25 protein-coding genes are annotated in these 26078 nt (G+C 63.3%); 19 read left to right on the top strand and 6 right to left on the bottom strand.

Annotated features, from left to right (window positions below; genetic code table 11):
* The first annotated feature begins 17 nt into the window (after nucleotides 1-17).
* The 6 genes from alaS to E4L98_RS23375 all read left to right on the top strand — a co-directional run bounded on the left by alaS (nucleotide 18) and on the right by E4L98_RS23375 (nucleotide 7218).
* Complete coding sequence (alaS, locus tag E4L98_RS23350) at nucleotides 18-2627, top strand: alanine--tRNA ligase (protein ID WP_135203935.1); 2610 nt, start codon at nucleotides 18-20, stop codon at nucleotides 2625-2627.
* Nucleotides 2628-2868: 241 nt separating this feature from the next.
* Nucleotides 2869-3096 (top strand): sulfurtransferase TusA family protein, encoded by a 228-nt coding sequence (locus E4L98_RS23355; protein ID WP_135203975.1) that lies wholly within the window; start codon nucleotides 2869-2871, stop codon nucleotides 3094-3096.
* A gap of 173 nt (nucleotides 3097-3269) precedes the next feature.
* The gene (locus tag E4L98_RS23360) at nucleotides 3270-4019 is read left to right on the top strand and encodes an electron transfer flavoprotein subunit beta/FixA family protein (RefSeq protein WP_135203936.1); all 750 of its coding nucleotides are present in this window, start codon (nucleotides 3270-3272) and stop codon (nucleotides 4017-4019) included.
* Between the two features lie 12 nt (nucleotides 4020-4031).
* Nucleotides 4032-4964 carry an electron transfer flavoprotein subunit alpha/FixB family protein gene (locus E4L98_RS23365; RefSeq protein WP_135203937.1) on the top strand — a complete coding sequence of 311 codons (933 nt, stop codon included), beginning with the start codon at nucleotides 4032-4034 and terminating at the stop codon, nucleotides 4962-4964.
* Between the two features lie 77 nt (nucleotides 4965-5041).
* Nucleotides 5042-6832, top strand: coding sequence for an acyl-CoA dehydrogenase (locus tag E4L98_RS23370; protein ID WP_135203938.1), 1791 nt, complete (start codon nucleotides 5042-5044; stop codon nucleotides 6830-6832).
* A gap of 161 nt (nucleotides 6833-6993) precedes the next feature.
* Entirely contained in the window at nucleotides 6994-7218 is a 225-nt protein-coding gene (locus E4L98_RS23375) for a hypothetical protein (RefSeq protein ID WP_135203939.1), read from the top strand.
* Here E4L98_RS23375 and E4L98_RS23380 read toward each other — a convergent pair.
* The 3 genes from E4L98_RS23380 to E4L98_RS23390 are packed head-to-tail and all read right to left on the bottom strand — an operon-like array spanning nucleotide 7202 to nucleotide 9209.
* Nucleotides 7202-8143, bottom strand: coding sequence for a proline dehydrogenase family protein (locus tag E4L98_RS23380; RefSeq protein WP_229257533.1), 942 nt, complete (start codon nucleotides 8141-8143; stop codon nucleotides 7202-7204). The genes E4L98_RS23375 and E4L98_RS23380 overlap by 17 nt on opposite strands.
* A 36-nt stretch (nucleotides 8144-8179) precedes the next feature.
* Entirely contained in the window at nucleotides 8180-8767 is a 588-nt protein-coding gene (locus E4L98_RS23385; protein WP_135203941.1) for a glycine zipper 2TM domain-containing protein, read from the bottom strand.
* A gap of 13 nt (nucleotides 8768-8780) precedes the next feature.
* Nucleotides 8781-9209: an NINE protein gene (locus E4L98_RS23390; RefSeq protein WP_135203942.1), complete on the bottom strand. Its 429-nt coding sequence runs from the start codon at nucleotides 9207-9209 to the stop codon at nucleotides 8781-8783.
* 220 nt (nucleotides 9210-9429) lie between these two features.
* On the opposite strand from E4L98_RS23390, the gene rpsP reads away from it, so the two are divergent.
* From rpsP to E4L98_RS23440, 10 genes are all read left to right on the top strand, one after another.
* Nucleotides 9430-9681 (top strand): 30S ribosomal protein S16, encoded by a 252-nt coding sequence (rpsP, locus tag E4L98_RS23395; protein ID WP_135203943.1) that lies wholly within the window; start codon nucleotides 9430-9432, stop codon nucleotides 9679-9681.
* Nucleotides 9682-9698: 17 nt separating this feature from the next.
* The gene (gene rimM, locus E4L98_RS23400) at nucleotides 9699-10259 is read left to right on the top strand and encodes a ribosome maturation factor RimM (RefSeq protein WP_135203944.1); all 561 of its coding nucleotides are present in this window, start codon (nucleotides 9699-9701) and stop codon (nucleotides 10257-10259) included.
* Between the two features lie 25 nt (nucleotides 10260-10284).
* On the top strand, nucleotides 10285-11031 hold the full coding sequence (gene trmD, locus E4L98_RS23405) for a tRNA (guanosine(37)-N1)-methyltransferase TrmD (RefSeq protein ID WP_135203945.1): 747 nt from the start codon (nucleotides 10285-10287) through the stop codon (nucleotides 11029-11031).
* A 74-nt stretch (nucleotides 11032-11105) separates the two neighbouring features.
* On the top strand, nucleotides 11106-11492 hold the full coding sequence (gene rplS / locus E4L98_RS23410) for a 50S ribosomal protein L19 (RefSeq protein WP_135203946.1): 387 nt from the start codon (nucleotides 11106-11108) through the stop codon (nucleotides 11490-11492).
* A 64-nt stretch (nucleotides 11493-11556) separates the two neighbouring features.
* Nucleotides 11557-12222 (top strand): CoA pyrophosphatase, encoded by a 666-nt coding sequence (locus E4L98_RS23415; RefSeq protein WP_135203947.1) that lies wholly within the window; start codon nucleotides 11557-11559, stop codon nucleotides 12220-12222.
* Between the two features lie 68 nt (nucleotides 12223-12290).
* The gene (locus tag E4L98_RS23420; protein ID WP_135203948.1) at nucleotides 12291-13256 is read left to right on the top strand and encodes a CobD/CbiB family protein; all 966 of its coding nucleotides are present in this window, start codon (nucleotides 12291-12293) and stop codon (nucleotides 13254-13256) included.
* A 193-nt stretch (nucleotides 13257-13449) separates the two neighbouring features.
* Nucleotides 13450-13779, top strand: a complete 330-nt coding sequence (locus E4L98_RS23425; RefSeq protein ID WP_135203949.1) for a DUF3579 domain-containing protein — start codon at nucleotides 13450-13452, stop codon at nucleotides 13777-13779.
* A gap of 84 nt (nucleotides 13780-13863) precedes the next feature.
* Nucleotides 13864-16614 (top strand): M16 family metallopeptidase, encoded by a 2751-nt coding sequence (locus tag E4L98_RS23430; protein ID WP_135203976.1) that lies wholly within the window; start codon nucleotides 13864-13866, stop codon nucleotides 16612-16614.
* 69 nt (nucleotides 16615-16683) lie between these two features.
* Nucleotides 16684-17136, top strand: coding sequence for an Rrf2 family transcriptional regulator (locus tag E4L98_RS23435; RefSeq protein ID WP_135203950.1), 453 nt, complete (start codon nucleotides 16684-16686; stop codon nucleotides 17134-17136).
* Complete coding sequence (locus E4L98_RS23440; protein WP_135203951.1) at nucleotides 17123-18031, top strand: NAD(P)/FAD-dependent oxidoreductase; 909 nt, start codon at nucleotides 17123-17125, stop codon at nucleotides 18029-18031. The genes E4L98_RS23435 and E4L98_RS23440 overlap by 14 nt, the downstream gene beginning before the upstream one ends.
* Nucleotides 18032-18040: 9 nt before the next feature.
* Here the strand turns inward: E4L98_RS23440 and E4L98_RS23445 are convergent, their stop codons facing one another.
* Complete coding sequence (locus E4L98_RS23445) at nucleotides 18041-18967, bottom strand: LysR family transcriptional regulator (RefSeq protein WP_205746818.1); 927 nt, start codon at nucleotides 18965-18967, stop codon at nucleotides 18041-18043.
* Between the two features lie 95 nt (nucleotides 18968-19062).
* On the opposite strand from E4L98_RS23445, the gene E4L98_RS23450 reads away from it, so the two are divergent.
* The gene (locus tag E4L98_RS23450) at nucleotides 19063-19917 is read left to right on the top strand and encodes an NAD(P)-dependent oxidoreductase (protein WP_135203952.1); all 855 of its coding nucleotides are present in this window, start codon (nucleotides 19063-19065) and stop codon (nucleotides 19915-19917) included.
* Here E4L98_RS23450 and E4L98_RS23455 read toward each other — a convergent pair.
* The gene (locus E4L98_RS23455; RefSeq protein ID WP_135203953.1) at nucleotides 19914-20876 is read right to left on the bottom strand and encodes a cupin-like domain-containing protein; all 963 of its coding nucleotides are present in this window, start codon (nucleotides 20874-20876) and stop codon (nucleotides 19914-19916) included. The genes E4L98_RS23450 and E4L98_RS23455 overlap by 4 nt on opposite strands.
* 133 nt (nucleotides 20877-21009) lie before the next feature.
* On the opposite strand from E4L98_RS23455, the gene E4L98_RS23460 reads away from it, so the two are divergent.
* Nucleotides 21010-22143, top strand: a complete 1134-nt coding sequence (locus E4L98_RS23460; RefSeq protein WP_135203954.1) for a DUF4351 domain-containing protein — start codon at nucleotides 21010-21012, stop codon at nucleotides 22141-22143.
* Between the two features lie 66 nt (nucleotides 22144-22209).
* Here the strand turns inward: E4L98_RS23460 and E4L98_RS23465 are convergent, their stop codons facing one another.
* Nucleotides 22210-24951, bottom strand: a complete 2742-nt coding sequence (locus tag E4L98_RS23465; protein WP_167761427.1) for a TonB-dependent receptor — start codon at nucleotides 24949-24951, stop codon at nucleotides 22210-22212.
* A 370-nt stretch (nucleotides 24952-25321) separates the two neighbouring features.
* Between E4L98_RS23465 and E4L98_RS23470 the strand changes: the two genes are divergently transcribed.
* Nucleotides 25322-26077, top strand: a complete 756-nt coding sequence (locus E4L98_RS23470; RefSeq protein WP_135203956.1) for a GntR family transcriptional regulator — start codon at nucleotides 25322-25324, stop codon at nucleotides 26075-26077.
* The last annotated feature ends 1 nt before the right edge of the window (nucleotide 26078 follow it).

A 26078-nucleotide genomic window follows, 5' to 3' on the forward strand; every position in this document is an offset into this window, starting at 1 on the left:
CACCACCAGCATACGACATGAAATCATCTGAAATTCGCGAAAAATTCCTCAAGTTCTTTGAATCCAAGGGTCATACGATTGTCCGTTCCAGCTCCCTGGTGCCTGGCAACGACCCGACCCTGCTGCTGACCAACAGCGGCATGGTGCAGTTCAAGGACGTGTTCACCGGTACCGACACCCGCCCGTACACCCGCGCCACCTCGGTGCAGCGCTGCGTGCGCGCCGGCGGCAAGCACAACGACCTGGAAAACGTCGGCTATACCGCGCGTCACCACACCTTCTTCGAAATGCTGGGCAACTTCAGCTTCGGCGACTATTTCAAGCGCGACGCCATCAGCTACGCCTGGGAACTGCTGACCAAGGTCTACGGTCTGCCGGTCGACAAGCTGACCGTGACGGTCTACCAGGAAGACGACGAAGCCTACGACATCTGGGCCAACGAAGTCGGCGTGCCGAAAGAGCGCATCATCCGCATCGGCGACAACAAGGGCGCGCGCTACGCCTCGGATAACTTCTGGCAGATGGCCGACACCGGCCCATGCGGTCCGTGCACCGAGATCTTCTACGACCACGGCCCGGACATCTGGGGCGGCCCTCCAGGCTCGCCGGAAGAAGACGGCGACCGTTTCATCGAAATCTGGAACCTGGTGTTCATGCAGTTCAACCGCGACGAGCAGGGCGTGCTGCACAAGCTGCCGAAGCAGTCGGTCGACACCGGCATGGGCATGGAACGTCTGGCCGCCGTGCTGCAGCACGTGCACTCGAACTACGAGATCGACCTGTTCCAGAACCTGATCAAGGCCGCCGCGCGCGAAACCGGCGCCACCGACCTGGAAAACAAATCGCTGCGCGTGATCGCCGACCACATCCGTTCGGCCGCGTTCATGATCGTCGACGGCGTGATTCCTGGCAGCGAAGGCCGCGCCTACGTCCTGCGCCGCATCATCCGCCGCGCGCTGCGCCACGGCCACAAGCTGGGCCAGACCAAGCCGTTCTTCTACAAGCTGGTCAATGACCTGGCGATCGAGATGGGCGCCGCCTATCCCGAGCTGGAAGATGCCAAGGACAACGTCGCCAAGATGCTCAAGGCCGAGGAAGAGCGCTTCGGCGAGACGCTGGAAACCGGCATGAAAGTGCTGGAGGCGCAGCTGGCCAAGGATGCCACCGGCATCGACGGCGCCACCGCCTTCACGCTGTACGAAACCTACGGCTTCCCGCCGGACCTGACCGCCGACATCTGCCGCGAGCGCAACATCCACTTCGACCAGGCCGGCTACGATGCGGCGCTGAAGGAAAGCCAGGAACTGTCGCGCAAGGGCGGCAAGTCGTTCAAGGACGCCAAGGTCGAGTACTCGGGCGAGAAAAACAAGTTCGTCGGCTACGATGAGCTGAGCTTCAGCAGCAAGGTCGTCGCGCTGTACGCGGCCGGCACGCCGGTGCAGGAACTGAAGGCGGGCGAGGCCGGCATCGTGGTGCTGGACACCACCCCGTTCTACGCCGAGTCGGGCGGCCAGGTCGGCGACCAGGGCGCGATCACCGCCGCCGGCGCGCAGTTCGACGTCAGCGACACGCTGAAGATCCAGGCCGATGTGTTCGGTCACCACGGCGTGCTGGCCTCCGGTTCGCTGAAGGTCGGCGACGCGGTCAGCGCCAACGTCGACCAGGCCAAGCGCGCGCGCACCATCCGCAACCACTCGGCCACCCACCTGATGCACAAGGCCCTGCGCGAAGTGCTGGGTTCGCACGTGCAGCAGAAGGGCTCGCTGGTCGATCCGGACAAGACCCGCTTCGACTTCAGCCACAACGCCCCGCTGAGCGCCGAGCAGATCGCCGAAGTGGAAGCCAAGGTCAACAAGGAGATCCTGGAAAACCACCCGACCAAGGCGCAGCACATGTCGTTCGACGACGCGGTCAAGCACGGCGCGATGGCGCTGTTCGGCGAGAAGTACGGCGATGAAGTGCGCGTGCTGGACATCGGCACCTCGAAAGAGCTGTGCGGCGGCGTGCACGTGCAGCGCACCGGCGACATCGGCCTGTTCAAGATCGTGTCGGAAGGCGGCGTCGCGGCCGGCATCCGCCGCGTGGAGGCCGTGACCGGCGAAGGCGCGCTGGCGCTGGTGCAGGGCATGGCGCGCAAGCTGAACGAGGCCGCCGCCGCGCTGAAGGCCAATCCGGAAGAGCTGACCGTCAAGATCGGCGCCGTGCAGGACCAGGTCAAGTCGCTGGAAAAGGAACTGGCCGCGCTGAAGTCGAAGCTGGCCGCCGGCCAGGGCGACGAGCTGGCCGGCAAGGCGGTCGACGTCAAGGGCATCAAGGTACTGGCCGCCACGCTGGACGGCGCCGACGTCACCGCGCTGCGCGAAACCATGGACAAGCTGAAGGACAAACTGAAGACCGCCGCCATCGTGCTGGCCTCGGTCAACGACGGCAAGGTCAGCCTGATCGCCGGCGTTACCGCCGACAGCACCGCCAAGGTCAAGGCGGGCGAGCTGGTCAACTTCGTCGCACAACAAGTGGGCGGCAAGGGCGGCGGACGCCCTGATATGGCGCAGGCCGGCGGTACCAATCCGGCCGGTCTGGCGGCCGCGCTGGACGGCGTTTCCGCCTGGGTAGGCGAGCGCATCTAAGGCAATAAAACCGCTATAAAGCAGTGTTTATGCGGCCCGCGCGTGGGATGGCTCCACGCGCGGGCCGTTGTCGTTCGGGGGGAGCTGTTGTATACTTTCCAGTTCCCGTTGCAAACTTGCAACGCACTACGAACTATTTTGGTGCAGCGCGTCATCCGGCCGGAAAAGGAGTAGTATGACGACACCCCCTCACGAAAAAGCAGGTTTCTTGATGAGCGAAACGATACTTGAAAACGAAATCATCGAATTCCATAAGGAACTGGATGCGCGCGGCTTGCATTGCCCATTGCCAATTTTGAAGGCCAAGAAGGCACTTACCGAACTGCAAAGTGGTGAAGTGCTGCGCATCATGGCCACCGACCCCGGTTCGGTGCGGGATTTCCAGGCTTTCGCCAAACAGACCGGCAACGCCCTGTTGTCGCACGTCCAGACCGGTCGTGAGTTTGTCTTTTTGATGCGGCGCAAATAATCCGCGCTGCATTTTTCCCTTTTCGAATCGTCTGACCGCTTGGTTTTTTTAGACGATTTCTACTAGCTAAAAATCGCACGATCGTGCTTTAATTTCTTGTGCGGGGCTGATTTCTCATATAATCTAGCCCACATTATTTAGTCCCGAATTCATCTTTTCCCAAAGGCACAGCTATGAAAGTCTTGGTACCTGTCAAACGTGTGGTTGACTACAACGTCAAAGTGCGTGTGAAGTCCGACGGCACCGGCGTCGATATCGCCAACGTCAAAATGTCGATGAACCCGTTCGACGAGATCGCGGTGGAAGAAGCCACCCGCCTGAAGGAAGCCGGCAAGGTCACCGAAGTGATCGCCGTATCGGCTGGTGTGACCCAGTGCCAGGAAACCCTGCGTACCGCGATGGCGATCGGCGCCGACCGCGGCATCCTGGTGGAAACCGCCACCGAACTGGAACCGCTGGCCGTGGCCAAGCTGCTGAAAGCGCTGGCCGACAAGGAGCAGCCGCAACTGATCATCCTGGGCAAGCAGGCGATCGACGACGATTCCAACCAGACCGGCCAGATGCTGGCCGCGCTGCTGGGCTGGCCGCAAGCGACCTTCGCCTCGAAAGTGGTGCTGGAAGACGGCAAAGCCACCGTCACCCGCGAAGTGGACGGCGGCCTGGAAACCCTGGCGCTGACCCTGCCGGCCATCGTCACCACCGACCTGCGCCTGAACGAGCCGCGCTACGTGACCCTGCCGAACATCATGAAGGCGAAGAAGAAAACCCTGGACGTGACCAAGCCGGAAGACCTGGGCGTGGACGTCACCCCGCGTCTGAAGACCGTCAAGGTTGCCGAGCCGGCGAAACGTTCCGCCGGCATCACCGTACCGGACGCCGCCACCCTGGTCGCAAAACTGCGCACCGAAGCTAAAGTCATCTAAAGGAAATCCAACATGGTCGCATTAGTTATCGCAGAACACGACAACGCCAGCCTGAAGGCCAGCACCCTGCACACCGTGACCGCGGCCGCCCAGTGCGGCGGCGACGTGCACGTGCTGGTGGCCGGCGCCAACGCCGCCGCCGTGGCTACCGCCGCCGCCGCCATCGCCGGCGTGTCGAAAGTGCTCCACGCCGACGCCGCCCACTTCGCCGACGGCCTGGCCGAAAACGTCGCCGAGCAGGTACTGGCCGTGGCCGCTTCGTACAGCCACATCCTGGCGCCCGCCACCGCGTACGGCAAGAACATCCTGCCGCGCGTGGCCGCCAAGCTGGACGTGGCGCAGATCTCGGAAATCACCAAGGTCGACTCGCCGGACACCTTCGAGCGTCCTATCTACGCCGGCAACGCCATCGCCACCGTGCAGTCGGGCGACAAGGTCAAGGTCATCACCGTGCGCGCCACCGGCTTCGACGCCGCCGCCGCCACCGGCGGTGCGGCCGCGGTGGACACCGTGGCGGCCGTGGCCGATTCGGGCAAATCGGCCTTCGTCGGCCGCGAAGTGGCCAAGTCGGACCGTCCTGAGCTGACCGCCGCCAAGATCATCGTTTCCGGTGGCCGCGGCATGGGTTCGGGCGAAGCGTTCAAGCTCCTGGAGCCGCTGGCCGACAAGCTGGGCGCCGCCATGGGCGCCTCGCGCGCCGCCGTGGACGCGGGCTTCGTGCCGAACGACTGGCAGGTGGGCCAGACCGGCAAGATCGTCGCGCCCAACCTGTACATCGCGGTCGGCATCTCCGGCGCGATCCAGCACCTGGCCGGCATGAAGGATTCGAAAACCATCGTCGCCATCAACAAGGATCCGGAAGCGCCGATCTTCTCCGTTGCCGACTACGGCATCGTAGGCGACCTGTTCGAAGTCGTGCCCCAACTGGTTGCCGAACTGGGTTAATACCGAATAAAAGCAAATCCAAGGCCACGCTGATCCGGACATGCCGGATTGCCGTGGCCTTTTTCTTGGAGACAGAGATGCCGTATCAAGCACCGATCAAAGACATGCTGTTCGTGATGAACGAATTGGCCGGCCTGCAAGCCATCAGCGAACTGCCGGGCTGCGAGGACGCCACCCCGGAAACCGCCGAGGCCGTGCTGGAAGAATGCGCGAAATTCGTCGCCGGCGAAATCGCCCCGCTGAACCATGCGGGCGACAAGGAGCCGAGCTACTGGACCAGGGAAGGCGTGGTCACCTCGAACGGATTTAAGGAAGCATTCCGCCAGTTCGCCGACGCCGGCTGGCAGGGCTTGCAGCATCCGACCGAATTCGGCGGCCAGGGTCTGCCCAAGCTGGTCGGCACGCCGTGCGTGGAGATGCTGCACGGCGCCAACCTGTCGTTCGCGCTGTGCCCGCTGCTGTCGGACGGCGCCATCGAAGCGCTGCTGACCGCCGGCAGCGACGCGCAGAAAGCCACCTTCCTGGAACCGCTGGTGACCGGCAAGTGGACCGGCACCATGAACCTGACCGAGCCGCAGGCCGGCTCCGACCTGGCCGCCGTACGCACCCGCGCCGAGCCGCAGGGCGACGGCACCTACAAGATTTTCGGCACCAAGATCTTCATCACCTATGGCGATCACGACATGACCGAAAACATCATCCACCTGGTGCTGGCGCGCACGCCGGACGCGCCAGCGGGCGTGAAGGGCATCTCGCTGTTCATCGTGCCGAAGTTCCTGGTCAACGCCGACGGCTCGCTGGGCGCGCGCAATGACGCGCACTGCGTCTCGATCGAGCACAAGCTCGGCATCAAGGCCAGCCCGACCGCGGTGCTGCAGTTCGGCGACAACGGCGGCGCCATCGGCACGCTGGTGGGCGAAGAGAACCGCGGCCTGGAGTACATGTTCATCATGATGAACGCGGCGCGCTTCGGCGTCGGCATGCAGGGCATCGGCGTATCCGAGCACGCCTACCAGCACGCGCTGGCGTACGCCAAGGAGCGCGTGCAATCGCGCGACCTGAACGGCTCGCCGGCCGGCGTGGCCATCATCCATCATCCGGACGTGCGCCGCATGCTGATGAACATGCGTGCCCAGACCGAGGCGGCGCGCGCGCTGGCCTACGTCGGCGCATCGCTGTACGACCAGGCGCACCACAGCGCCGACGCCGGCGAACGCGCGCGCAACCAGGCCGTGTACGAATACCTGGTGCCGGTGATCAAGGGCTGGTCGACCGAAATGTCGCAGGACGTCACCCGCGACGGCGTGCAGATCCACGGCGGCATGGGCTTCATCGAAGAAACCGGCGCGGCGCAGCACTACCGCGACGCCAAGATCCTGACCATCTACGAAGGCACGACCGCCATCCAGGCCAACGACCTGATCGGCCGCAAGACCGTACGCGACGGCGGCAAGGTGGCGAAAGACCTGATCGCGCAAGTGCGCGCCACCGAAGCCGAGCTGGCAGGTGTGGAAGGCGCCGACTTCGCCGCCATCCGCAAGCGCCTGGGGCAGGGCGCGGCGGATCTGGAAGCGGTGGTGGACTACGTGGTGGCCAACTTCAAGGGCGACATCAAGGGCGTGTTCGCGGGCAGCGTACCGTACCTGAAGCTGGCCGGCATCGTGCTGGGCGGCTGGCAGATGGCGCGCGCCGCGCTGATTTCGCAGCGGAAGCTGGCGGCCGGCGAAGGCGATGCCAGCTTCTACCAGGCCAAGATCGTCACCGCGCGCTTCTTTGCCGACCACTTCCTGGCGCAATCGGGCGGCATGCGCAGCGCCATCGTCGACGGCAGCGCCGGCGTCCTCGCGCTCGACGTCGAGCAGTTCTAAACTCCGGAGGCAAACTCCGGGGTCAGGTCTTCCATTGCGTCACGGGCTCTGCTGTAGCGGTCGCTACAGCAGAGCCCGTGACGCAATGGAAGACCTGACCCCGGATTGAATCCAATTCGCTGGGCGATACGTACAAGCTGGATACGTTATCGAGGCCAGCAATGAATTCCATCTTTATCCGCACCGCCATTTCGACCCATCGCAAAGCTTACGCGATCAAGCGTATGAATGCCGCGGCCCAGCGTCTGTTGCGCGCCGAATCGATGGCCGAGGAAATTCGGGCCGGGCGTTGGGTGCTTGCCTGGGCGCTGGCGGCCGGCGCCAGGCGCGCTTCACGCCCATTGCGGGCCGGCCTGATGTCGCGCGCTTCTACTGGTCTGCACTAAGGTCGATGATCGCCTGATACACGCGCACCGGTTCTTCGGCAATCCGGTTCAGCACGTAGAGGAAGTGCTCTTCGCCAAACACCGCGTATTCGCGTGTCGGAAAGCCGCGCGCCTGCAGGGCGTCGATCTGTTCGGTGCCGAGGCCGATCAGCGATTCGAACTCGAACCAGCGCGGGTCGATGCGTTCCTGCACGATGAGGTCGGCGATGCCGGCCTGGATGTTACTGTCGTGCGTGGCGATCGAGCATTTGTGGCCGCTCAGCAGCAGTTCCTGTGCGTAGCGGTGGTAGGTGGCCGCCAGCTCCGGGCTGTTGCGTTCGTGCGCCACGCCGGGCGGTTCGAGGAAGGCGCCTTTCACCAGGCGGATGCGCCCGGGCAGTTTCATCAGCTGCGGCAAATCCTGGGCGGTGCGGTGACGCTTGGCCGGCACGGTGATGCCGACGTTGCGCAAGTCGTCTTCGCGGTGCAGCCGGGTGTAGATGGCGTAGATGTCGTCGGCACGGTCCGCGCCTTCCATCGAGATCATCACTTCGCGGTTGATCTCGGCCGCCGCCAGGGCGATGCGCCGGGCGTTGCGGTAGCCCAGTTCCAGGTCCGCCAGCGAGCCGACGTGCGACACGTCGAAGGAGATCGAGCAGTTCAGGTTGCGCTGGCCGATGGCGCGCACCAGTTGCAGGAACACTTCGGTTTCGGCCATGGCAAACGCCTCCTCACGCACGCTCTCGCCCATGTATTCGGCCGACGCCGCATGGCCGCGCGCGATAATCTGTTCGACGCGTTGCAAGGCCTCGTCCACGCTGCGTCCGGCCACGTAGCGCTGCGACACCTTGTGCATGTATGGCTGCAGCAGCGGGTCATTGCAGAACTTTTCCTTGGCGTTTTCGTCCAGTGCCAGTGCGCGCAGCCTGGCTGCGGCCTGATCCACGAGTCCTTGCCATTCCAGCGGAAACGCAGCCATGGATCAGCGACGCACGATGGTGCCGTTGACGTGTTCGACGCGGTCGCCGCTGAGCATCTGCGGGTCGTGGTCGAACAGGAAACTGGCTTCGCGGCCGTTGTCGTAGCGGACGTTGACGGTCCACTGCTTGCTGGCCTTGGCTTTTTCCTCGATCTTCTTGCCGGCGTAGGCGCCGCCGGCGGCGCCGGCCAGCGTCGCCACCTGGCGGCCGTGACCGCTGCCGACCTGGTTGCCGAGCAGGGCGCCGGCGACGCCGCCGGCGATCAGGCCCAGCGAGCTGCTCTCGCCAGCCTTTTCGCCCAGCACCACCGAGGTTACCTTGCCGCACTCGCCATGGCAGGCGCCCGGCTTGCTCTGGTAGGCAGTCTTGGCTTGCGTCAGCGCTTTGTCGTATGCGGTCTTGGCGTCACGCAGGCATTGCATGCGCGCGCCGGAATTGTTTTCATCCGCGCACAGCTTTTTATCTTCGGCGTAGCGGGTGTTGATGCGCCGGGTTTCGGCGTTGTACTGGTCCTTCGACATCTGCGCCTGGGCGGCGCCGGTGGTCAGGCTGGCCAGCAGCATCGTCGCCAGCAGGGTGCGGTTATGCATGTTGTTCTCCTTCTTAGCCATAGGCTCCGCCAGTGTACAGTAAGTCAAACAGACGCGAGATGGTGGCAATCAGGCCGCCGGCGCCGATCATCATGCTGGCCACCAGTACCACCGCCACCGGCCAGTGAGTGTCCGATTGGCGGCCCGAGGCGGCGTTGTGGCGGGCGTCCCATTTTTCATCGGGCGTCAGGCCCATCACCAGCGCTTCGAGGAAGCCGGCCAGGCCGGACACAATGATCGGCAGCAGCTTGTAAAAACCGTCCGCCTGCGGCGCCAGCGCCGAGATCAGCAGCGAGGCCGGCAGGCAGGCCAGGTGCGCCCACAGCCAGCGGTCGCGCAGGCCGCCCAGGTACAGCCGCTGCAGCCCCAGTCCGCCGAGCAGGAAGGCCAGCAGGGCCGCCAGTGTCTTGTTTTTGTGACGGGCACGATGCAAAGCAGTCATGTTTATTCAGCAAAATGGTCGGTAAACCGCCAGTATCAGGCATAATACGGCCCCCGGCGACTCTTTTTTAATAGCACAGCTATTGCCCTGAACGCCGGAACGGGGGATAATCTTTGATTACCTCAATCTGCCCGATTATTTCATTAACGCTTGCTGCTTCGCGGCCAAGCGCGCTATAATTTGCGGCTTTTTCCGTCCTAGCACAATTTTTGGAAATATTATGGTCGTTATTCGTTTAGCTCGTGGTGGCGCAAAAAAGCGTCCTTTCTTCAACATCGTTGCAACCGATTCGCGTAACCGTCGCGATGGCCGTTTCATCGAGCGTATCGGCTTCTACAACCCGATGGCTTCCGGCGCTGAAGTTGGCCTGCGTATCACCGAAGACCGTCTGGCTCACTGGCAGTCCGTCGGCGCGCAACTGTCGCCAACCGTTGCCCGTCTGGTCGCCCAGAACAAGAAAGCAGCAGCTTAATTCGTCTGGTAGCCGGTTTGACCGAGAAGAATGCATCCGGGGTGAAAATCCCCGAAGACCTGGTGCAGGTGGGCTTCATCGCCGGTGCCTACGGTATCGCCGGCTGGGTCAGGATCCGTCCTTTCTCGGAAGAGGCGGATGCACTTCGCAAGGTCAAGACCTGGTGGCTGGATAAGCCGGCGTTGCGCGATGTCGATGTGCAGCAGGTCAAACTGCATAGCGGCGATGTCGTGGCGCGCCTGGTGGGTGTTGCCGACCGGGATCTGGCCGAGTCGCTCAAGGGCGCCGGTGTCTTCATCCCGCAAAGCCGTTTCCCGGCGCTGGCCGAAGACGAGTTTTACTGGACCGATCTGATCGGTCTGGAAGTAGAGAATTTACAAGGTGAGCACCTGGGCAAGGTGACTGACATGATGAGCAATGGACCGCAATCGATCCTGCGCATCACGCCGGCTCCCGCACCCGATGCCGACCCCGATGTGGCGGCGCAAGAGCGCCTGATCCCGTTTGTGGACGCGTTCATCAATAAGGTGGACAAGGAAGCGGGCAAGATCATCGTCGACTGGGGCCTTGACTATTAGCGCAATACATTGAGGGCGGTTCGCCATGCAATTCGATGTCGTAACCCTGTTCCCGGAAATGTTTGCCGCGATTACGCAGTCGGGCGTGACCCGGCGCGCGTTTGAACAGAATAAATGTGGCCTGACGTTGTGGAATCCGCGCGATTTCACCACCGACAATCACCGCACCGTGGATGACCGCCCATATGGCGGCGGCCCCGGCATGGTGATGCTGGCCAAGCCGCTGGAGCAGACCATCCACGCCGCGCGGCAGCGCCAGACCGACGCCGGTCTGCCGCCGCCGCGGGTGGTGTTCATGTCGCCCCAGGGCAAGCAGTTGACGCACGAGCGCGTGATGCAGCTGAAGCAGGAGCCCGGTCTGGTGGTCCTGTGCGGCCGCTACGAAGCGGTCGATCAGCGCCTGCTCGACCGTTGCGTCGACGAGGAAATCAGCCTCGGCGATTTCGTGCTGTCCGGCGGTGAATTGCCGGCGATGGCCTTGATGGACGCGGTGATCCGCCAGATTCCCGGCGTGCTGAACACCGACGCCTCGGCCATCGAAGACAGCTTCGTCAATGGCCTGCTGGATTCGCCGCACTACACGCGGCCGGTATCGTACGAAGGGGTGGAAGTGCCGCCGATCCTGATGGGCGGCAACCACGCCGAGATAGAAAAATGGCGCCGCCAGCGCATGCTGGAAGCGACCGCGCGCAAGCGACCGGATTTGCTGGTCAAGGCACGTGAGGCAGGTTTGCTCACCAAACATGACGAGCAATTTTTGGCGGGTTTGTAAAACCCCGCTTTGTTAAACCCCATCCTCTACTGGGCATCTAGAGCGCGCCAGCAAGATGGTTTTTGGAGTCTGAAATGAACCTGATTCAACAACTCGAGCAAGAAGAAATCGCTCGCCTGGGCAAAAACATCCCTGAATTTGCACCTGGCGATACCGTGGTAGTCAACGTGAACGTAGTCGAAGGCACCCGCAAGCGCGCCCAGGCTTACGAAGGCGTTGTTATCGCCCGTCGCAACCGTGGCCTGAACTCGAACTTCATCGTTCGCAAGATCTCGTCCGGCGAAGGCGTTGAGCGTACCTTCCAGCTGTACTCGCCGCTGATCGCTTCGATCGAAGTGAAACGCCGCGGTGACGTACGTCGCGCCAAGCTGTACTACCTGCGTGATCGTTCCGGCAAGTCGGCACGTATCAAGGAAAAACTGCCAAACCGCCGCCCAGCAGCAGCGAAAGCAGCCGCGTAATATCGGTTGTGTTTGGAGAGAAGGGCGCCCGTGGGCGCCCTTTTTCGTCTGAAGGAGGTGCCCCGTGGCCAAGCCCCTGTTCGATCCGCAACAACTTCCCGTCGAAGCCATCGCCGGCGAACCGGCCCTGGCCGCCGAGCGCCTGCAGGCGGACTGGTTGCGCACGCGCTTTGCCGCGCCGCCGCCGTGGACGCCGGAAGCCGGCGAGCGCGCGCTGCCGGGCCGCGAAGACCGCGCGCCGACGCCGGCCTCGGTGCTGGTGCCGCTGGTGCAGCGTGCGTCCGGCCTGACCATTCTGCTGACCCAGCGCACCGCGCACCTGACCGACCATCCGGGCCAGATCAGCTTCCCCGGCGGCCGCGCCGAGGACTACGACAGCGACGCCATCGACACCGCGCTGCGCGAGTCGGAAGAGGAGATCGGCCTGGCGCGGCGCCACGTGGAAATCCTCGGCAGCCTGCCGCGCTATCTGACCGGCACCGGATATTGCGTGACGCCGGTGGTGGGACTGGTGCAGCCGCCGTTCGAGGTCAGCGCCGATCCGGGCGAGGTGGCTGCCATCTTCGAAGTGCCGCTGGCCTTCCTGATGGATGGCAAGAACCACCAGCGCCTGTCGGTCGAACTGGCGGGCGGACGCCGCACGTTTTACGCCATGCCGTATGAGGCTTATTACATCTGGGGCGCCACCGCGGGCATGCTGCGCAATCTGTTCCATTTCTTGCGCGCATAGCGGTAACTAGGCTATCGTAGCGGGCATACTGAGGCCCACTACGGCTATGCCAACGCAAAGGACGTTTAATGACTTTTCTTTCCATTCTATGCGCGCTGCTGATCGAGCAGATGAAGCCGCTGCGCGCAGACAATCCGATTTACGCCGAGATCAAGAGTCTGGCGTTGCGGATGGAGACCTGGTTCAACGCCGGCCATTCGACCCACGGCCGCATCGGCTGGTTCCTGATGATGGCGATTCTGATGGTGCCGACCGCGCTGATCTACTGGGTGCTCAAGCATTACGACCTGTTCCTGGCCGCGTTCGCATGGAACGTGCTGATCGTGTATCTGACGCTGGGCTTCCGCCATTACAGCCACTATTTCACCTCGATCCAGCTGGCGCTGAACGCCGGCGATGACACCACCGCGCGCGCGCTGCTGGCCGAATGGACCCGCCAGGACACGGTCGGCATGGACGCCACCGAAATCACCCGCATCGCGGTGGAGAAATCGCTGATCACCACGCACCGCAATGTGTTCGGCGTGTTCTTCTGGTTCCTGATGCCGCTGGGGCCGGCCTGCGCGGTGATGTACCGTGTGGCCGAGCACCTGGCGCGCGCCTGGAACGAGCCCGAACACATGCGCAACGAAGCGTTCGGCCAGTTCGCCGCGCGCGCGTTTTACTGGATCGACTGGATCCCGGTGCGCCTGACCGCGGTCGCCTTCGCCGTGGTCGGCAACTTTGAGGATGCGATCTACGCCTGGCGCAACTTCGCCCACCGCTGGACCAATGAATCGATCGGCATCATCCTGTCGGCCGGCGGCGGCGCCATGGGCGTGCGTCTGGGCGCGCCGGCGGAAACCGCGGTGCGCGCGCAGATGGTCGACGCCACCACCGTCGATGTCGAGCTGGAACCGGACCTGATGCCCGGCGACGAGCCCAACATCCGCGCGCTGCAAAGCACGGTCGGCCTGGTCTGGCGCGCGCTGCTGTTGTGGATGATGTTGTTATTGCTGCTGTCCAGTGCCGTGTGGCTCGGATCATCGCCATAAAAAGGTACAATAGCGGGGTTGCCGTGGTGCAGGGTGATGTTCTTCCTGCACCAAAGTGGGAGTCTGGCGAAAAACTGTGCGGAAAATCAGCTACTTACGTATTCAGGTCTTCTATAAGATATAATACGTAAGAGCCAGCAAGTCCCACACCCTCTTGTCACCAACAAGTATCTACGCAGAAGCAGCCGCGCCTATGTCAGTCGAAAAACCGGCAGAACAGCAAGATTCGTTCTTCATCCTTGGCCAAACCAGCAATGGCAGACAGTTCCGTCCCAGCGACTGGGCTGAGCGCCTGTGCGGGGTGATGGCCTGCTTCAAGCCGGAGGGCGTGTCCACCGGCCGCGACGCCCACCTGCAGTATTCTCCTTACGTGACCCCGACCGTGATCAACGGCGTCAAGTCGGTGGTGGTCAACGGCAAGCTGCGCCAGCTCGAGCCGCTGGCCTATCACTTCGTGCAGTCCTTCGCCAAGGACAACGATCTGCAGATCGTCGACGCCTGCATCGTCCCCGATAAAAAGTAATTAATTTCCGCTTAAGCACTCTACCCATGCAGGCGGGGTAGGGCGTATGCTGTCCGTTCCTTTGTTTTTTTCCGAAAAAAAATGATGAACAACAGCCGTCTGAACACCATCGCCGCCGCCAGCATGCTGCTGTGCGGATTGTCCTTTGTCGCCACCGGCAGCGCCTGGGCCGCCAATGCCCAGGCGCTGCCGGCCGGCGTGGTCAAGGGACCGTCGGTCGAAGGCATCACCGAGTACCGGTTGCCGAATGGCCTCAAGGTGCTGTTGTTCCCGGACGCGTCCAAGCCCACCATCACCGTCAACGTCACCTACCTGGTCGGTTCGCGCCACGAGAACTACGGCGAGACCGGCATGGCCCACCTGCTCGAGCACATGATGTTCAAGGGCTCGCCGAAGAACCGCAGCATTCCGCAGGAGTTTTCCAACCGCGGCATGGAGTTCAACGGCACCACGTCGTTCGACCGCACCAACTACTACGAAGTGTTCCAGGCCAGCCAGGACAATCTGAAGTGGGCGCTGGACATGGAAGCGGACCGCATGGTGCATTCCTTCGTCGCCCGCAAGGATCTGGATTCCGAGATGACGGTGGTGCGCAACGAATACGAAAGCGGCGAGAACAGCCCGTTCTCGGTGCTGCTCAAGCGCATGCACAGCGTGGCCTATGACTGGCACAGCTACGGCCGCTCCACCATCGGCAACCGCAGCGACATCGAGAATGTCGGCATCAAGAATCTGCAGGACTTCTATCACACCTACTACCAGCCCGATAACGCGGTGCTGCTGGTGGCCGGCAAATTCGATCCGGCGCAGACGCTGGCCTGGATCGGCAAATCCTTCGGCAAGATCCCCAAGCCCAAGCGCAAGCTGCCGCCTTTCTGGACCGTCGAGCCGACCCAGGACGGCGAGCGCATGTTCACCGTGCGCCGCAAGGGCGATGTGCAGATCGTCATGCTGGGCTATAAGGTGCCCGGCGCGCTGCAGGCCGACAGCGATGCCTTGAGCTTCATGTCGGAGATCCTCGGCGATACGCCAACCGGCCGTCTGCACAAGGCGCTGGTGGAAAGCGGCAAGGCGGCGCAGGTGTTCAGCTTCGGCGAAACCGGTTATGCGCCCGGCCTGCAGCTGATCGGCGCGGTGGTGAAGGCGGGCCAGCCGCTGGAGCCGGTGCGCGACGCGCTGATCGACACCGTCGAGAGCTTCGCCAAAACGCCGCCGACCGAAGAAGAGATGGAACGCACGCGCCGCAACTTCGCCAACAGCATCGAGAAGTCGCTCAACGACCCGCAGCGGGTGGGCGTGGCGCTGTCGGAAGAGATCTCGCTGGGCGACTGGCGCCTGCTGTTCGAAGGCCGCGACAAACTGCCGACCATCACTTCGCGGCAGGTGGCCGACGTGGCGGCGCGCTATCTGAAACGCGACAACCGCGTGGTGGGCGAATTCATTCCCGAAGATAATCCGCAGCGCGCCGATATCCCGCCGGCGCCGGCGGTGGAAGAGGTGATGAAGGACTTCAAGGGCAAGGACACGGTACTGACTTCGGAAGTGTTCGATCCGAGCCAGGACAACGTCAACGCCCGCACTGAGATCAAGGACATCGGCGGTCTGAAAGTGGCGCTGCTGCCGAAGAAGAACCGCGGCGAGGCGGTGTCGGTGAGCCTGCAGCTGCACTGGGGCGACGAGAAAAATCTGTTCAACAGGTTCATCGAAATGAACGCGGCCAACGAGATGCTGATGCGCGGCACCAGCAAGTACACGCGCGAGCAGCTGGCCGATGCTTTCTCGCGGCTGAAGATCAGCGGCAATCTGTACAACTTCGAAACCACCGGGCCGAATCTGGATGAGGCGCTGCGCCTGGTCGCACATGTGCTGAGGGAGGCGAGCTTCCCCGCGGCGGAATTCGAGCAGCTGCGCCAGCAATGGATCGTTGGCCTGGAGGCGTCGCGCAGCGAGCCGCAGGTGCTGGCCAGCGAAGCGCTGGCGAAGCATTTCAACCACTATCCGAAGGGTGACATCCGCAACACCATGAGCCTGGACGATCAGCTGGCGGCGCTGAAGGCGCTCAAGCTGGAGGACGTCAAGGCCTTCCACGACCAGTACTACGGCGCCGATCACGGCGAGCTGGCCATCGTCGGCGATTTCGACAAGGCGGCGATCAGCAAGACCATCGCCGAAAGCTTCGGCGGCTGGAACAGCAAGGTGGCCTACGCCAAGGTGCTGCGCACCAACCAGGACAAGGCGCCGCTGCAGGTCAATCTGAATGCGCCCGACAAGGAGAACGGCTTCTACGCGGCGCAGATGGATCTGGACCTGAACGTCAACGACGCCGACTATCCGCTGCTGGACCTGGCCAACTACATCTTCGGCGACGGCGGCCTGAAATCGCGTCTGATGGACCGCATCCGCCAGAAGGATGGCCTGTCGTACGGCGGCGGCAGCAATCTGCAGCCGGGCGAGGAAGACCGTGCGGGCGGTTTTGCCATCAACGCCATCGCCGCGCCGCAGAACCTGAAGAAGCTGGAAGCGGCGGTGCGCGACGAGCTTGAGCGCGTGCGCAAGGATGGCTTCACCGAGGCGGAGCTGGCCGGCGCCAAATCGGGGCTGCTGCAGCAGCGGGTGCAAAACCGGACCAAGGACAACGTGCTGGCCGCCGGCTGGACGCGCAATCTGTACCTGGGCCGCACCTACAGCTGGAGCAAGGAATACGAGGCCAAGCTGAAGGCAGCCACGCTGGAGCAGGTCAACGCCGCCTTCCGCAAGTACATCGACCCGGCCAAACTGTCGGTGGCGATCGCGGGCGACCAGGCCAAGGCCGGCGCCGCGTCCCGCAAGCCTTGACGCGGTCCGCGGCGGTCTTCCGCGCAGTCATCTGTGCACGCTTCCCGATTATGTACTATCATTAGTTACATGAGACGGGACAGCAAACTATCATCCATTCTGCACGTGCTGCTGCACATGGCGCACGGCGACAGGCCCTATACCTCCGAGGAGCTGGCCGGCTTCCTCGGCACCAACCCGGTGCTGGTGCGGCGCGTGCTGGCCGGCCTGCGCGAGCGCGGCTACGTGGGCTCCGACAAGGGCCATGGCGGCGGCTGGAGCATCACCTGCGACCTGCGTCAGGTGACGCTGTGGGACGTGTATCAGGCGCTCGGCGCGCCCACCGTGTTCGCGATGGGGAACCGCGTCGAGCAGCCGCAGTGCCTGGTGGAGCGCGCCGTCAACGACGCGCTGGCCGACGCTTTTGACGAAGCCGAGGCCTTGCTGGTCTCCCGATTCAAGGATGTGACGCTGGCCCAGCTGTCGGCGCGCTTCAATCAGGAATACGCACACCACAAGGGAGCACACCATGAGCATCGCTGAATATGACGTCATCGTGGTCGGCGGCAGTTACGCCGGTCTGTCCGCCGCCACGCAACTGGCGCGGGCGCGGCGCCGCGTGCTGGTGATCGATGCGGGCCAGCGCCGCAACCGCTACGCACGGCATTCGCATGGCTTCCTCGGCCAGGATGGCCGCGAGGCAGCCGCCATCGCCGCTGATGGCCGTGCTCAGTTGCTCAGGTATCCGACAGTCCAATGGCAGCAAGGTCGCGCGGCGCAGGCGGTCGCGCAAGACGCAGGCTTCCGCGTGACGCTGAGCGATGGCCGGGCCTTCGACGCGCGACGGCTGGTGCTGGCCACCGGCATGGTCGATGAGCTGCCGGCGATCCCCGGCCTTGCCGAGCGCTGGGGCGGCAGCGTGTTTCATTGTCCCTACTGCCACGGTTACGAGCTGGATCAGGGGCGCATCGGTGTGCTGGCTACAAGTCCCATGTCCTTTCACCATGCGATGATGTTGCCGGACTGGGGGCAGGTGACGTTCTTCCTGAATGGCGCGTTCGAGCCCGATGAAGAGCAGGGTGCAAAACTGGCGGCGCGCGGCGTCGTCATCGAGCGCACGCCGGTGCGCGCCATCGGCGCGCTGGCGACGGTGGAGCTGCACGACGGCCGTGCGTTGGCCATGGACGGCCTGTTCGTGCTGACTCGCCTGCACAGCGCCAGTCCGCTGGCGGAAACGCTGGGCTGCGACATGGAGGACGGCGCCATGGGCCGTTATGTACGCACTGAGATGACCAAGGCCACCAGTATTCCCGGCGTCTTTGCCTGCGGCGACGCGGCGCGCGTGGCAGGCAGCGTGGCGTTCGCTGTCGCGGACGGTGCCATGGCCGGCGCGGCGGCGCACCAGTCGCTGATCTTCGGCCTGGCCAAAGCGGCTTGACTGCTGTTCTCAGAGGTCCGACAGGATGGCGGGCATGGCGGCGCGCATGCTGTCGATGAAGCTGCGCAGCCGCGCCGGATAGTGGCGCGCGTGCGGATACAGCAGATACAAGGGCAGCGCATGGCCTTTCCACTCCGGTAGCAGGTGCACCAGGCGACCATCGGCCAGTTCCTCGTGCAGCGCCCAGGCCGATGCCACCGACACGCCGAGTCCCAACGTGGTGGCGTTGCGTACGGCGTAGAGGTTATCGGTGCTGAGACGCGGCTTGATCGACAGCCGTACCTTCTCGCCGCTGACGGCGTGCGTGAGCGTGACCTCGTCGCGATAAAAAGTGCGCTGGGCCAGCCAGGGCAGGCGCAGCAGGTCGTCGGGATGCGCGGGCAGCGGTGCGCCCTGCAGCAGCGATGGCGCGGCGATGGCGATACAGCGGATTGCTCCCAGCTTGATGGCCACCAATGACGGCTCGCGCACCTCGCCGACGTGGATGGCGCAATCGATGTTCTCGGCGACGAAATCGGGCGTACGGTCATGCAGCATCCATTCGACCGAGACGCGCGGATGGCGCTGCATGAATTCCACCAGCGGCGCGATCAGCTGCCGCTGGCCGAACGCGTGTGGCGCCACCACGCGCAGCGTCCCTTCCGGCTCGTCGCGTGCGTTGCGCGCATCGGTGGTGAGGATGGTCCAATGCGACAGCAGCTCGCGCGCGTGCAGCAGACAGCATTCGCCATCCTCGGTCAGCTGCATGGCGTGGGTGGAGCGTTGCAGCAGGCGCACGCCCAGCATGCGTTCCAGCGTCTGCAGCCGGCGGCTGATGGTTGGCTGCGTCGTCCCCAGCTGCGCCGCCGCAGACGACAGACTGCCCGCCTCCACGATGCGAACGAAAGTCTGCATCAACTCGATACGGTCGGCGGAGGTGGGCGGCGATGTGGTCATACGCCGAGCGTATAACATTTGTACGCGCCGGTCCACTACCGTGCGCCCTGCGGCAGGCGCATACTGAGAAGCTGTTATCGAAAGGGAGGCATGCAATGAAAGTCGGTTTTATTGGTGTGGGTGCGATGGGGGCGGCGATCGTGCCGAATCTGGTGCGGGCTGGCCATCGCGTGAGTGTCTGGAACCGCAACCGCGCGGCGGCCGAGGCGATCGAAGGTGTCACCGTGCTCGATACGCCGCAGCAGGCGTTCGAGGCCGACGCGGTGCTGACCATGCTGGCCAATGACGATGCGGTGCGCAGCGTGATCCTCGACAGCGGCGCGCTGCAAGGCGCCAACCCGGCGTGTGTGCACGCGATGATGGCGACCATATCGCTGGCGCTGGTGGACGAGCTGGTGGCGCGCCACAAGACGGCCGGCGTGGCCTACGTGTCGGCGCCGGTGTTCGGTGTGCCGGCCGCCGCCGCCGCTGCGCAGCTGAATGTGATCGCCGCGGGCGATGCGCAGGCAATCGCCAAAGTGCAGCCGCTGTTCGACGCGGTGGGGCGCAAGACCTGGCCGCTGGGCGATGATCCGAAGCGCGCCAATGTGGTCAAGATCTCCGGCAATCTGATGATCGCCCAGGCCATCGCGGCGATGGGCGAAGCGGCACACCTGAGCGAGAGTTATGGCGTGTCCGCAAGGGAGTTGCTGGATGTGCTGACCAATACCTTGTTCGCGTGCCCGAGCTACCAGCGCTACGGCGGTTTCATCGCCAGCGATAGCTACGAGCCGGGCTTCAAGTTGCCGCTGGGCCTCAAGGATGTGAAGCTGGCCTTGTCGGCGGCCGAGGCCCAGGGTGCGGTGCTGCCGGTGGCGGAAGTGGTGCGCGGGAATATGGAAGAGGCGCTGGGCGCCGGTTTGCAGGACCGCGACTGGTCGGTGGCCGCGACCATACGCCGCAAGCGCTAATCGGGACGCGCCTTGCGCAGCACACCCTGTGCGTGCGCGGGCAGGTGCGCCGACGGGTCCTGCTCGGGATCGAACACGTAGTGCCGGAAGATCGCGCCCCAGGCGGCGCGTACTTCCGGCGGCTGGTGCTTCATGGCCTTGAGCGTGGCGACCAGCGCCTCGAAGGTGGTGCCGGCGTCGTCGGCCGGCTGTTCGTTCTTCCACCAGTAGTTGACCATCATGTTGAGGATGCCGCTGGACTGCACGTGATGCCACCACAGCGTGGGGATGTAGAGCGTGTCGCCAGGCGCCAGGTCGGCCACCAGCGCGTGCCGCAGCGCTTCGCGGAAGCGCGGATGGCGGTCGAAATCCGGTGTGCGGAAATCGACCATGCTGATCGGCGTCGGCGTGGGAGCGTAGTCCAGCGGGCCGATATACAGGTTGTCCACCTGCTCCGGCGGGAACAGCGTGAAGCGGCGCGCGCCGCTGACCACACAGGCCAGGTTGTACGATTCGTCGAAGTGCGCCGGCGTGGTGATGGTATTGCCCAGCCACAGGCGCGGACGCGCGGACGACGGCAGCGCCGGCGCCACGTTCTGTTCGGCGAAGCCGGGCAGGCAGTCGTCGATCAGCGCGCTCTGCACCGCCACTGACGGGGGCGCCTCAAACTGCGAGTAGCGCGCCAGCTGTTCGATCACGCGCGAGACCGGCACCTTGTTGCGGACAAAGTTGAATCCCTCCATGTCCGGCTTGTAGAACAGGCGTCCACGCTCGGCCGGCGGCGTCATCACCGCGTCGACCTCATATCCCCGGTCGAAGCCCATCACGTATTGGCACAGCGCCTCCGGCGACTGCAGTGCCTTTTGCACCACCGGCCAATGCCGCACAAAGCCGCGCAGGACAGCGGGCCGGTAGCTGCCGGCGACCTCGCTGAAGAAGCGCGCGGGATCAAGATCGCGATATTCGGTGAGCGTATTCATGCGACGTATGATGGCATAAAAATGCTGCACTGACGATGGCGGCAGCCAGCTCCACGGTTTTCTGCGATGGAATCGGGCCGGGCTTTGTATTACCTCAACGCGGCTGAATGGCGCACGGTCGTAGACTGGCGAGATGTCGAACGCCGCCCTGTTTGCCCGTTATGATCTGCCATGGAAAGCAGCGTTAACGCACGCCTTTCGCGCTTTCGTGCGTTTCTTCTTCCCGGAGCTGTACGCCCAGATCGATTGGTCTCAACGCCCGCGTTTCCGCGACAAGGAACTGGCCGGAATCAGCCTCGGCGCCACACCGGACAGCATGGTGGCGGACAAACTGGTCGAGGTGGCGCTGCGCGACGGTCGCCGACAGTGGGTGCTGGTCCACGTCGAAGTCCAGGCGCAACATGATGCAATGTTGGCGGAGCGTGTGCTCGACTATAACTACCGCATTTTTAAAGAACATCGACAGCAGGTCGCCAGCCTGGTGTTGCTTGCGGACGAAGATCCCAGCTGGCGTCCACATGCATTCCATAACGACGTGCTGGGCACCGTAATGGGTATTTCTTTTGTCACTGCCAAGCTGATCGACTACGCGACAAATACCGATGTGCTGCAGACGTCCGCCAATCCCTTCGCCTGGATTACGCTGGCCCACTTGCGAACGCAGCAGGCGCGACACGATCAGGATCAGTTGTATGCGGCCAAATGGCAGTTGACCAAGCTTCTGTACCGGCACGGGTGGCGCAAGGCGCGCATAATAACGTTGTTCAAAGTGATTAACTGGATGATGGCCTTGCCTGAATCCCATCAGCAGCGTTACTGGCGGGCCGTATTGAAGCTGGAAAAGGAGCTCAAGATGGAATGCGTCACCCCATTGGAACAGTCATTCATCGACAAAGGATGGAAGCGGGGCCTGAAGCAAGGCTTGGAGCGGGGCTTGCAGCAAGGAAGGGAGCAAGGTCTGAAGCAAGGTCTTGAGCAAGGCATCGAACACGGTCGTGAGCAGGGTATCGCACAGGGTCGTGAGCAGGGTATCGAGCAAGGCCGTGAGCAGGGTATCGAGCAAGGCCGTGAGCAGGGTATCGAGCAAGGGCTGGCGCAAGGTCGCAAGGAAGGCGCACTGGCACTGCTGGAACGGCAGCTCACCCGGCGCTTCGGTGCACTGCCTGCATCCATCCGGAACAAGCTGGCGAAAGCCAGTCTGCCGCAACTGGAGGCCTGGAGCGATGCGTTGCCAGAGGCACAATCGCTGAAACATATCTTCCGATAGAGCCCGAAAAAAACCCGCCAGGGCTGGGGAGACCGTGGCGGGCACACAGACTACACAATGAAACGGTTAGTACTTGATATGCAGACCGGCGTAGTATTGCGCGCCGTTGGCATAGAAGCGTGCCGGCTGATCCTTGTTGTAGATGTAGTTTTTCAGGATCGGGTTGTTCAGGTTCTGGCCGCTGATGGTCAGCACGATGTTTTTGTTGATGTTGTAGTTGAACGAAGCCGACACGGTGCCGGTGTCGTCCTGGTACAGCGGCGCGCCGCGGTCCTGGGCTGCCAGGAAGGCCGAACGCCACGAGTAGCTCACACGTGCATTCCACTTGTCGTTTTCGAAGAACAGGCCGGCGTTGGCGGTGGTCTTCGACGCGCCCAGCATGTCGCATGGATCGCCGGAAGTGGCGGTCTGCAGGGCCGGGCAGGCGCCGAAGTCCAGGTGCGAGTCGGCCAGGGTCACGTTACCGTCAAGACCGAAGCCCATCGGCAGCGGTACCTGCGCGGCCAGTTCCAGACCCTTGACCTTGGCGCCGACGTTGATCGGCGACGTGATCTGGTAGGTCGCGAACACCGCTTTGCCCTGTTCCTGCGAAGCGCGGGTGTCGATGAAGGTGCCGGTGCTGGTGCCATAGCCGACGTAGTCCTTCAGGTCCATGTAGAACAGACCCGCCGACAGCAGGGCGCGTGGCGCGTAGTACCACTGCACCGACACGTCCAGGTTGTTCGACTTGACCGGTTTCAGATTCGCGTTGCCGCCATTGCCGGTGTGGGTTTCGTCGGTCAGCAGCACGGCGCCGCCCAGTGCACCGTAATCGGGACGGGTCATGGTGCGCGACAGGCCCAGACGCGCCACCAGGTCGTTGCGCAGGTCGAACTTCAGGTTCAGGCTAGGCAGCGGGATGGTGGTGTTGTTGTCGATCGAGGTCTGCTGCACATAACCGCCCCACGGGTAGGCTGGCAGGTTTTGGCCGGCCGGCTGATTCGGCAGGATCTGGTAACCGTTCGAGGTGCCTTCGGTACGCACGACGCGCACGCCGACGTTGCCGCTCCAGCCTTCGCCTTCCAGCTCGCCCTGGACGTAGAAGGCCTTGGTGTTTTCCTTCAGGTTGAACATGTCCTGGTAGTAGGTGCGGCTGACGTCACGGTTGGAGTGCAGCGTGCCCCAGGCGTCCAGGATGGACGGGTCCAGCATCCAGACGTTTTTCGGGAAGTCGCCACCGAGGTCGCTGCCGAAGTTGCCGGGATAGGTGGTGCCGCTCCATGCCGGGTTGGTGCTGCTGCCGCCGACGTCGGTGTTGCTCCAGTTCGGACCCTGCGCCACTTCGAAGTTGCTGCGGGTGTGGTGGGTGCCGCGGATGCCGAATTTGATCTCGCGCAGCATGCCGGCGTCGAGCTGGAAGGCGGCGTCGATCTGGCCGTAGGTTTCCTTGTCGTCGGTGGTGGCAGGCGAGGTGCCGAAGATCCAGTCCAGATTGGTGCCGGTGAAGACGGCGGTATTGATGTTCGGGAACTTGACCGTGGCCGGCGAGCCCAGGCCGTTCAGCGTGTAGCTCATGCCCGAGTTGTTGATGTCGCCCTCGTACACGCCCTGTTGCGGCGTCACGCCCTTGCCCTTGGTGGTGCCGGCCATCGCGGTCAGGGACAGCTGACTGGTCGGACGCCATTTGGCGCTCAGGTCGAAGAATTCGCTCTGCGCGTATTCGCCGTTACGCACGATGTTGTCGACGATACCGTAGCGCAGCGGTGCGCCGGCGGTGCCCTTGTTGGTGAACGAGGCCGAGACCAGCGTGCCGTTGCGGATCACGTAGCCTGGATCGGGCGCCACGCCGGAACCCAGCGCGCCGGAGCCGTTCATGTCCGTCATGTAGTTGGTATTGTAGTTCGAGGCGTCCAGCTTGGAGCGGAAGTAGGTCGCCTCCAGGCTGAAGTCGCGGCTGGGCTTGAACTGCAGGTCGACCAGGCCGCCGGTACGCTTGCGCTCCTGCTGGAACAGCGAGGAACCGATCAGACGCGGGAACCAGACGTTGGCCAGATCCGGATTGGTCTTCACCGCGGGGTTGGACGGCAGCACCTGGGTCCATTGCAGCAGTTCCTGGCCGTCGCGGCGCAGCGAGCGTTTTTCCGAGAAGCCCTGCACCATCAGGCCCAGGGTGCCGGCGTCGTTCTTCCAGTTGAACAGTGCGCTGACCTGCGGATCGGTTTTTTCCGCCAGCGACGAGTACACGCCCTGCACGGTGGCTTCCATCGAGATGGCGTTCTTGAAGTCCAGCGGGTGGCGGGTCTTGATATCGATCGAGCCGCTCGAACCGCCTTCGACCTGGTCAGCGGTTGGCGCCTTGTAGACCACCACCTGGCCGACGATTTCCGACGGCAGCAGCGAGTACGAGGTCGAACGGCCAACGGCGCCGCCCACCTGGTCCAGCACGAACCAGTCGCCCGACGACACGGCGTGACCGTTGATCAGGGTCTGGGTCAGCGAAGGCGCGGTGCCGCGCAGCGAGACGCGGTCGTTTTCATCGAAGCCACCCGAGCCCGCGCCCGAAGTGGAGATGTTCACGCCGGGGATGCGCTGCAGCGAGTCCGCCACGTTCTTGTCCGGCATCTTGCCGACGTCTTCGGCAGTGATCACGTCGACGTTGCTCGACGCATTACGCTTCACCGACAGCGACTGCTGCAGCGCGCCGCGGATGCCCGTCACGATGACGGTTTCCGGCTCCTTGTCGGCATTCTGCTGCTGTGCCTGGGCATTGACCATGACGCTCAGCGCCAGGATCGCCGTGGCAGTCGCGATGGGCGTTAGTTTGGACATTTTGATGTTATTCGAATTGTGATACATGTTCCCTCCCGTTGATGAAGGCTCCGCCGAGCCAAACCGATTGTTGAAAACCAATCCAACGCCAATATACTCGCCTTTCAATACCAGATCACTACCACTTTAAAATTCTTTTTTGTTATGTTGTATGCGACATACAAAATGGCGTTTGAGCAACATACCAATACCGGATTGCTGGTGGTATGGAAATCGGTTGTGCGCGCTTGCAACACAAAGAAAGCCTTTGTCTAAAGGCTGTATGCAAAATGTCGGATATTTTTAGGTGATGCTGCAACGCCTGGTCATGGCGGCTGGTCTTTTTTTGGTATTATCGTCGAACAAACACACAGAGGAAGTCTTCATCGTCATGAAAAGCGATCAAACGTCCCCACTGGTACACATCCGACAGCACCTGAATGAGACCAGTAATCTGCCCCTGTACCAGCGTCTGCAGCGCGCGCTGCGCTCGGCCATCGAACAGCATCTGCTGAAGCCGGAGGACGCCTTGCCGGCCGAACGCCAGCTGGCCGCCGATCTCGAAATCTCCCGCATCACGGTGCGCAAGGCCATCGATGGTCTGGTGAGCGAGGGCGTACTGGTGCGCCGGCCGGGTTCCGGTAACTTCATCAACACCCGCATCGAAAAGAACTTCGCCAAGCTGACTTCCTTTTCCGAGGACATGCGCGCGCGCGGCCGCACGCCGCGCAGCGTGTGGCTGAAACGCTCGGAGGGCACGGTGACGCCGGACGAGGCGATGCGGCTGCGATTGAGTCCGGGCTCCAGGGTCTATCGCTTTCACCGCATGCGTTATGCGGACGATGTGCCCATGTGCCTGGAATACGCGACCATCGTGGCCTCCTGTCTGCCATCGCTGGAGGCAGTGGATGTGTCGATGTACGACGCGCTGGAGAAGTCCGGCAACCGGCCGGTGCGCGCCTTGCAGCGCCTGTCGGCCCTGCTGCTGAACGCGGAGCAGGCCACGCTGCTGCAGGCGCAGGAGGGCGACGCGGGACTGGCGGTGGAGCGTCTGGGTTTTTTGCGCGATGGGCGGGCGGTGGAATTCTGCCGTTCTTACTTCAGGAGTGATATGTATGACTTTGTGGCGGAACTGAATGCGAGCTAAC

Source organism: Duganella callida, from assembly GCF_004614165.1.
Lineage (GTDB): Bacteria > Pseudomonadota > Gammaproteobacteria > Burkholderiales > Burkholderiaceae_D > Rugamonas > Rugamonas callida.

Coding starts and splice junctions, on each gene's coding strand:
- alaS (WP_135203935.1), top strand. CDS start 18: ATGAAATCATCTGAAATTCGCGAAAAATTCCTCAAGTTCTTTGAATCC.
- E4L98_RS23360 (WP_135203936.1), top strand. CDS start 3,270: ATGAAAGTCTTGGTACCTGTCAAACGTGTGGTTGACTACAACGTCAAA.
- E4L98_RS23365 (WP_135203937.1), top strand. CDS start 4,032: ATGGTCGCATTAGTTATCGCAGAACACGACAACGCCAGCCTGAAGGCC.
- E4L98_RS23370 (WP_135203938.1), top strand. CDS start 5,042: ATGCCGTATCAAGCACCGATCAAAGACATGCTGTTCGTGATGAACGAA.
- E4L98_RS23375 (WP_135203939.1), top strand. CDS start 6,994: ATGAATTCCATCTTTATCCGCACCGCCATTTCGACCCATCGCAAAGCT.
- E4L98_RS23385 (WP_135203941.1), bottom strand. CDS start 8,767: ATGCATAACCGCACCCTGCTGGCGACGATGCTGCTGGCCAGCCTGACC.
- E4L98_RS23390 (WP_135203942.1), bottom strand. CDS start 9,209: ATGACTGCTTTGCATCGTGCCCGTCACAAAAACAAGACACTGGCGGCC.
- rpsP (WP_135203943.1), top strand. CDS start 9,430: ATGGTCGTTATTCGTTTAGCTCGTGGTGGCGCAAAAAAGCGTCCTTTC.
- trmD (WP_135203945.1), top strand. CDS start 10,285: ATGCAATTCGATGTCGTAACCCTGTTCCCGGAAATGTTTGCCGCGATT.
- rplS (WP_135203946.1), top strand. CDS start 11,106: ATGAACCTGATTCAACAACTCGAGCAAGAAGAAATCGCTCGCCTGGGC.
- E4L98_RS23420 (WP_135203948.1), top strand. CDS start 12,291: ATGACTTTTCTTTCCATTCTATGCGCGCTGCTGATCGAGCAGATGAAG.
- E4L98_RS23425 (WP_135203949.1), top strand. CDS start 13,450: ATGTCAGTCGAAAAACCGGCAGAACAGCAAGATTCGTTCTTCATCCTT.
- E4L98_RS23430 (WP_135203976.1), top strand. CDS start 13,864: ATGAACAACAGCCGTCTGAACACCATCGCCGCCGCCAGCATGCTGCTG.
- E4L98_RS23435 (WP_135203950.1), top strand. CDS start 16,684: ATGAGACGGGACAGCAAACTATCATCCATTCTGCACGTGCTGCTGCAC.
- E4L98_RS23440 (WP_135203951.1), top strand. CDS start 17,123: ATGAGCATCGCTGAATATGACGTCATCGTGGTCGGCGGCAGTTACGCC.
- E4L98_RS23445 (WP_205746818.1), bottom strand. CDS start 18,967: ATGACCACATCGCCGCCCACCTCCGCCGACCGTATCGAGTTGATGCAG.
- E4L98_RS23450 (WP_135203952.1), top strand. CDS start 19,063: ATGAAAGTCGGTTTTATTGGTGTGGGTGCGATGGGGGCGGCGATCGTG.
- E4L98_RS23455 (WP_135203953.1), bottom strand. CDS start 20,876: ATGAATACGCTCACCGAATATCGCGATCTTGATCCCGCGCGCTTCTTC.
- E4L98_RS23460 (WP_135203954.1), top strand. CDS start 21,010: ATGTCGAACGCCGCCCTGTTTGCCCGTTATGATCTGCCATGGAAAGCA.
- E4L98_RS23465 (WP_167761427.1), bottom strand. CDS start 24,951: ATGTCCAAACTAACGCCCATCGCGACTGCCACGGCGATCCTGGCGCTG.
- E4L98_RS23470 (WP_135203956.1), top strand. CDS start 25,322: ATGAAAAGCGATCAAACGTCCCCACTGGTACACATCCGACAGCACCTG.